The sequence below is a fragment of the Flavobacterium sp. genome, from assembly GCF_036405015.1.
GTDB lineage: Bacteria > Bacteroidota > Bacteroidia > Flavobacteriales > Flavobacteriaceae > Flavobacterium.
Window position 1 is genome coordinate 1 of sequence record NZ_DASWYK010000164.1, and the last position, 5,894, is coordinate 5,894.

At 34.4% G+C, this 5,894-nt stretch carries 3 protein-coding genes; 1 reads left to right on the forward strand and 2 read right to left on the reverse strand.

Going from position 1 to position 5,894, the window contains the following annotated elements; genetic code table 11:
• Positions 1-13: 13 nt before the first annotated feature.
• Entirely contained in the window at positions 14-673 is a 660-nt protein-coding gene (locus VGE71_RS13180) for a two-component regulator propeller domain-containing protein (protein WP_331138750.1), read from the reverse strand.
• A gap of 324 nt (positions 674-997) precedes the next feature.
• On the opposite strand from VGE71_RS13180, the gene VGE71_RS13185 reads away from it, so the two are divergent.
• Positions 998-3,610 carry a beta-glucosidase gene (locus tag VGE71_RS13185; protein WP_331138751.1) on the forward strand — a complete coding sequence of 871 codons (2,613 nt, stop codon included), beginning with the start codon at positions 998-1,000 and terminating at the stop codon, positions 3,608-3,610.
• Between the two features lie 107 nt (positions 3,611-3,717).
• On the opposite strand, the gene VGE71_RS13190 is transcribed toward VGE71_RS13185, so the two are convergent.
• A complete protein-coding gene (locus VGE71_RS13190; protein ID WP_331138752.1) occupies positions 3,718-5,493 on the reverse strand; it encodes a mechanosensitive ion channel family protein in 1,776 nt (591 codons plus the stop codon).
• Positions 5,494-5,894: the final 401 nt, after the last annotated feature.

Below are 5,894 nucleotides of genomic sequence, written 5' to 3' on the forward strand. Positions count from 1 at the left end.
TATCTTCTTTTGTTTATAAAAATGAATTAAACAAATTAGGTTTTCCGTTAAAAAAGAAATATTGAGGTTCTGCACCAGATTTATCTAATCTACAAATACCTGCCTCGGTAAAAAACCAAGTTATTCCATGTTTATCTTCAAAAATATCACGTATTTTTCCACAATGTTTTGCCGGATCAAAAGCAATTTTTCTAACTTTTTTATTGGTTTCAAAAGCAATTAGATAATTTTTTTCTTCGGGAAAAAGCCAGACTCTTCCTGAAGGCATTACTTTAAAATCTACAAAAGCAATATTGGCTGCTTTTAAAGTTCCTTCTTCAATTGGATAATGAAAACTTAACTGACGAGTATCAAAATAATAAATATCATTTTTTTCGGATTGAATCCAGATTCGGTCACTTTTATCAAACTTAAATTTAAAAACACGATTGGAGATTAAATTCAGAGAGCCGTTTTGTTTGACTCTGAATTTTTGAAAAGTGCTTCCGTCGTAACGAATCAGTCCATTAAAAGTAGAAAGCCAAATAAATCCTTTTTTGTCTTGTTGAATATCAAGAATACGCGATTGCCTTAACTTTAAATCGTTTGCGAAATGAGTTAGCGTACCTGAAGGCTGTGCAGTAGATAAAATAGTAATCCAATAAAAAAAGAATACAAGTAGATTTCTTTTCATTTAAAAACTTTATAAAATTAAGCAGATCACAAAAATATCAAAATTCCTTTCCTGACCTAAAAGAAGACGTTATTTCAGCAAAATACCACCATAAAAATAGTGATTTGTCTCCCTTTTGCAATTCAACTAAAATTATAAATAATTAATACAAAGCTTTATAACATACTCCAAATAGCAATTTATCCTAACTTTAGCAATATAAAAATCTAATTTTGTGAGTTGACAACTTTATCATTTGATTGTTTAAAATCTTACTAATATATTTCCTGTTTTTTCTTAAAACGGCGAATCAAAAAATAATAAACCTAACACTATCCAAAACCTATGAAAAGAAAATCCATAGTTATTGCGTTACATTTTTTTGCTTTAACCACCTTTGCGCAAGAAAGTTTTCCGTACAAAAACCCCAATTTACCAACTGAGCAACGTGTTAATGACTTGGTTTCAAGAATGTCACTAGACGAAAAAATTAATCAATTAATGGATTCTGCTCCTGCAATTGATCGTTTAGGAATTCCTGAATACAATTGGTGGAATGAATCTCTGCATGGTGTTGCACGTGCAGGATATGCAACTGTTTTTCCGCAATCTATTTCAATTGCCTCTTCTTGGGATCGTCAATTGATATTAGAGGTTGCCAACGCGATTTCTGATGAAGCTCGTGCCAAACATCACGAATATTTAAGAAGAGGACAGCACGGGATGTACCAAGGATTGACATTTTGGTCGCCAAACGTAAATATTTTTCGCGATCCTCGTTGGGGGCGCGGACATGAAACATACGGTGAAGATCCGTTTTTAACGAGCCAATTAGGACTTAATTACGTAAACGGACTTCAAGGCACAAATGATAAATATTTGAAAGTGGTGGCGACTGCCAAACATTATGCCGTGCATTCTGGACCAGAGCCTTCTCGTCATTTTTTTGATGCCAATACAAGCGATGTAGATTTATATGAAACTTATCTCCCTGCTTTTAGAACTTTGGTAAAAGATGGCCATGTTTATTCTGTCATGGGCGCTTACAATCGTTTTAGAGGCGAATCGGCTAGTGCGAGTCCATTTCTATTTAATATTCTTCGAAATGTCTGGGGATTTAATGGCTACATCGTTTCGGATTGTGGTGCTGTAACCGATATTTGGAAATATCATAAAATTACAAATGATGCTGCAAGTGCTTCTGCGTTGGCGGTAAAAAATGGTTTGGATTTGGAATGCGGTAGTAGTTTTAAGTCTCTAAAAGAAGCTGTTGATCGCAAAATAATTTCAGAAGCCGATATTGATATTGCTGTGAAACGCTTATTTACAGCTCGTTTTAAGTTAGGAATGTTTGATCCAGACGAGATTGTTCCTTTTGCACAAATTCCATATTCAACGAACAATAATGCAGCTAACGATTTTCTTGCTAGAACAGCTTCACAAAAAAGTATTGTTCTTTTGAAGAATGAAAATCATACACTACCTCTTTCTAAGAATATTAAAACGATTGCCGTAATCGGGCCAAATGCCGATGATATTCAATCATTATGGGGAAATTATAGTGGAGTGCCAAGTAATCCTGTTACTGTTTTAAAAGGAATTCAAAATAAATTAGAGCCCAATACAAAAGTTTTATATGCCAAAGGTACTGACTTAGCAAAAGGAGTTCCAGCTATGAAAATTATACCATCTATATATTTTCAGAATGAAAACGGAACTCAGGGATTAACTGGGGAATATTACGACAACAGCGAATGGAGCGGAAAACCTCTTTTTACCCGTACAGATGATAATGTCGATTTTCATTGGGATATCAACACGCCAGATCCTCGTTTGAAAATGGGGAATTACAGCGTAAAATGGACTGGTTATCTAACAGTTCCAAAAACGGGAACTTATAATATATCGGAATGGTCAAAACCTTTTATGACTGTTGAAATTGAAGGCGGAAAAAGTACAGGCGGAAAAAACAATCACCATCCGCGTTTTCGTCCTCAGAAAATAGATTTAGTACAAGGGAAAAAATACAAAATAGAGGTTAAATACCAGAATTTCTACGGAGATGCCATTGCGCAATTGTTATGGGCTGAACCTCAAGAAAACTTAGTTCAGGAAGCGGTGCAAACTGCTAATCAAGCCGATGCTGTAATTTTGGTTTTAGGATTGAATGAGCGTTTAGAAGGCGAAGAAATGAAAGTAGAAGCAGATGGTTTTAATGGCGGTGATCGAACAAGTTTGGATCTTCCAGCCAATCAAGAAGAATTGATGAAAGCGGTTAAAGCTACTGGAAAACCTGTTATATTGGTTTTAATTAACGGAAGTGCACTTTCTATCAATTGGGCAAATGATAATCTTCCTGCTATTTTAACAGCTGGATATCCTGGACAACAAGGTGGAAATGCGATTGCAGATGTCCTTTTTGGAGATTATAATCCGGCAGGAAGACTTCCTGTTACGTATTACAAATCAGTCGATCAGCTTCCTAAATTTGAAAATTATGATATGGAAGGTAGAACGTATCGTTACTTCCATAAAACACCTTTATATCCGTTTGGATTTGGTTTGAGTTATACGAATTTCAAATATTCTAATCTACAATTGCCAAAAGATCTTAATTCTGAAAGCGATTTTACAGTTACTGTCGATGTAACCAACACGGGAGAACGTGATGGAGACGAAGTTGCTGAATTATACTTAAAAGATGAAAAAGCTTCTACTCCACGACCGATTTGTCAATTAGAAGGTTTTGATCGAATTCATCTTAAAAAAGGAGAAACCAAAACGGTTACTTTTACCATTACTCCAAGACAGCTTTCTATGATCAACAAGAAAAAACAACGTGTTGTAGAACCAGGTTGGTTTACCATTTTTGTTGGAGGAAAACAACCTGATGGTTCTAGTGATATCCAAAGCGGAAGAATAAATTATACAGGTAAAACGATTACACTTGAGAAATAATTTTAAATAAATATCTATTTAAAAAGCAACATCTTAAACTATTTTACTTAAAGCAAAAGAACTCTAAAAAATTAGAATTCTTTTGCTTTTTATTTTTCTATATAATATTAATTTTCTTCAGGTTTATAACTTCCATCTCCAGGATATTTAAGACTATCTTTTAATTCTTCCACACGTTTAGGATCGAACTTGGGTAATTGTAATTCGTTATTTTCTTTCCATTTTTTTACTGTTTCAGAAACTACTTCTGATTTTTCGATTGACGAAGAAGTATCGCGTGCCATATATAATGTTTGAGACGGATAAGCCAATGAAGTACCGCTTTGTTCAATTATATCCATCATTCGTAACAATAAATCTTCCTGTACTTCTTGCGAAGTTTCAAAATTTATAGCTTCGATATAAGCAGTAACTTCAACTTTAAGTGCATCGGCTGTAATTCCTGTAAAACGTACTATTGGCGTTACATTCAATACCGCTGGATGAGCAAATAACAAAGATCTTAATTCAACCAATAAATAACGCATCTGATCTGGAGATGTTTCCATTCTGAAATTAAAGATTGGATTAAAAATAAAACGATCACGATGTGCATAATTCTCTATTTTACTGGCTGAAAGCTGACCATTCGGAATCGTTACGATGCTTCTGGCTGCAGTACGTAATGTCGTAGAACGCATTCCTATAGACTCTACCGTTCCTTTGATATCATCAACACGACAATAATCACCTACACGAAGCGGCTGATCGGCAATAAGACTTACACTTCCAACAAAATTTTCTATAGTTTTCTGCGCTCCTAATGCTAAAGCAATCCCTCCAATTCCCAGCGCGGCAAGTCCAGCTGTTACATCTACTCCAATAATTCCGAGCAAAGCAATAACACCGATCACCACAATGGCAACTTTGGTGGTACGGCTTAAAAATAATATAGCCGAAATAGCTGAAATACGCCCTTTTCTACTCATTCTACTTCGGGCGAACATACTTACAAAGTCCGTCATTCTCCAAAGCAGTATTAAAAAAGCAAGTATTGAAACTGTAATGATAATAATACTGAAACGCTGTCGGACAATTATAGAAATCCCCATACGCTGAGTAAATGCCACAAATAAAATTACGGTCAGATACATATGAAGTGGCAGCGTTAGTGCTTCTATAATAGCATTTCCTTGTTCTGTAGCGGCTTTTTTCCATACTTTTTGAACGAGCAAACCTATCAGAAATACCAGCAATCTCGAAAGTAGATACGACAAAACAGTCATAATTACGACCACTGTCCAGTGGCCAATGGGAACATTTCCTAGTTTTCTTTCTTTTAAAACTGTGGGAAGTACTCTATCTAGGAAAGTTTTTTCTCCCGTAATATCAGCAGATAAAATAGATTCTACAGTCTCTGCAGAAAAAAGCCATAATGCGGGCTGACTGTCATCTGATTGGTTTTCTACATAAAGTTCGATAACCGATTTTCCTGTAGTAATAGTTCCAACATGATCTAAACCCGTTGCCAGATCATCATCTGTACGTCCAATTTCTTTATTGCTAATGATAGAAGATGGTGATAAATTTCCTCCCTGATCCAACAGTTGCTGAAAAGTCTTTGCAATACGAATCCTTTCAGCAGTTTTACGATACGAACGTTTACTTAATACAAAATATTGACTGGCTCGCAAATAATTTTGGTCGCCAATTGCCTTAATAAATCCATTAACGGTTCCTTGGGGAGATCTTCTTCCGAGGGAATCTTCAGGTATTTTGGCAGTTTCTTCTGTTGTACTTTTCCCCGTTCCTAATAATTGGGCTGAAACTATTTCCGGTTTAATGAAAAACACCAGCAACAATAGTAAAGAAGACAATAAATGCTTTTTTGAATCTAAACTCATATCTGAATTGGATTTTCTGGTTTAAATACTAAAAATAAGAAATCTAAAAGAGAAAAGAAATCTTTCATTGAGAAACATAACTAAAATGATGTAAAAAATTAGGCTTTTTGAAGTAATCCAATTGAAGCAAAAAAGTGATTTTTTGCATGACAAAACTTCTAAGTAAAGTCAAAAAGTAACATATTCTGCCCCGATTTTAGTCTATATCTTGAATATCTAATAAGCAGTAATTTCATTCATTTTTACAGAATTATATCTTCTCTACTTTCCAATTATAGCTAAGAAAAACAGATTTTACAACTGTTATATTTTACTGAAATCGGATATTTTTTTAACATAATATTAAAATTTTAATTATGTTAAATTTTTCTTAAAATTACAAAATAGACAGAAACACTTAA